This is a genomic window from Phormidesmis priestleyi BC1401, from assembly GCF_001650195.1.
Classification (GTDB): Bacteria; Cyanobacteriota; Cyanobacteriia; order Leptolyngbyales; family Leptolyngbyaceae; genus Phormidesmis_A; species Phormidesmis_A priestleyi_B.
Genome location: NZ_LXYR01000163.1, coordinates 1 through 1,157, shown reverse-complemented (window position 1 = coordinate 1,157; position 1,157 = coordinate 1). Strand labels below are relative to the sequence as shown.

The 1,157-nt window shown below is 53.4% G+C and carries 1 pseudogene; it reads right to left on the bottom strand.

What is annotated here, in order from left to right:
* Positions 1-11: 11 nt before the first annotated feature.
* Positions 12-1,090 (bottom strand): annotated as a pseudogene (locus tag A8707_RS30090) (ISAs1 family transposase).
* Between the last annotated feature and the right edge of the window lie 67 nt (positions 1,091-1,157).

Below are 1,157 nucleotides of genomic sequence, written 5' to 3'. Positions count from 1 at the left end.
GCAGGGCTAGTTTATTGAAGAAAGGAAAATAGACGATGGAGGTCATGCGCCACTGCCCGAATTCCTCTCGTAATCGAGTCAAAGCCGTTCAATCGCAGCAGATTGACCGCTATCGTCCGCAGGATTGCCATGTTCTCCGGCGCATGTCCTGAACACATCGGAGCCGCATCTTCTTTCAACACCACATCTTTGACCCAGTGCAACCGATTCTCAATCTGCCAATGGTCGCGAATCCGTTGGCAGAACTGGGCGGCATCCTCCGTCAGGGAACTGATATAGAAGATGGTCTCCTGCATCATTTCGCTGCCGCGACTGCCCACACGCTCGACCCGAATCAGGCTTTTGACCCCAGACCACGCGGCATCTAGGGATTCTCTTGCTGCTAAAACACTCACTGTCCGTTGAGTGCGGCGGTCTCGGACTTGCTCGGTGTGAACCTCGATACTGTCCGGGTCTTGCTGCTCAAACTGGGTCTGAAGATGCTGCTGGAGCTTGCGTTGATTGCCTTTGACGGCTATCACAAAGTCGTTGCCGCTTTTGAGGATTTGCTCGACGGTTTTTTTTGAGTATGCAGGGCATCTAAACTCAAGCACGCGCCGCTCACCTTCAGGACATCGAGTAATGTCAGCACGGCTTCGATCTCACTCCCGTCTCGGTTGTGCATCGGCACTAAGCCCACGACGATTCCCGCACGGGTTGAGAAGGCGGACACCACATTCACAAAGTCTTGGAGATGCTGGTCATAGGCCACGACGCTCGCTTTGATGCCTTTGCCATCCATCGCCAATTGTTCTCCCGGTTGCACCTCAATGGTGTCCATTGCCCAAGCATTAAAGGCGGCACTCAGCGACTCGAAGGAGATGCGTTCCAGCACTTTCCGAATCGTGGAATAGGACGGCAAACGGGTGTAGGGCAACTCTAGCAATTGCAGGACTGCACCTTGATGCCGTTGAGAAAAGTCAGCTAAGGCGCGATATCCAGTGCAACCGCTCAACACGCCCATCACGACTAGGAGCAGCACGACCCACAACTCGTATCGCGGTTGGGTGCGAAAGTCGCGCACTTGCTTCAGATGCTCAATCAAACTCATGGCAAGGTAAGACGAGAAACAACCCCTCTATTCTGTTTTTTCTCTTCTCAATAAACTAGCCCTGCCC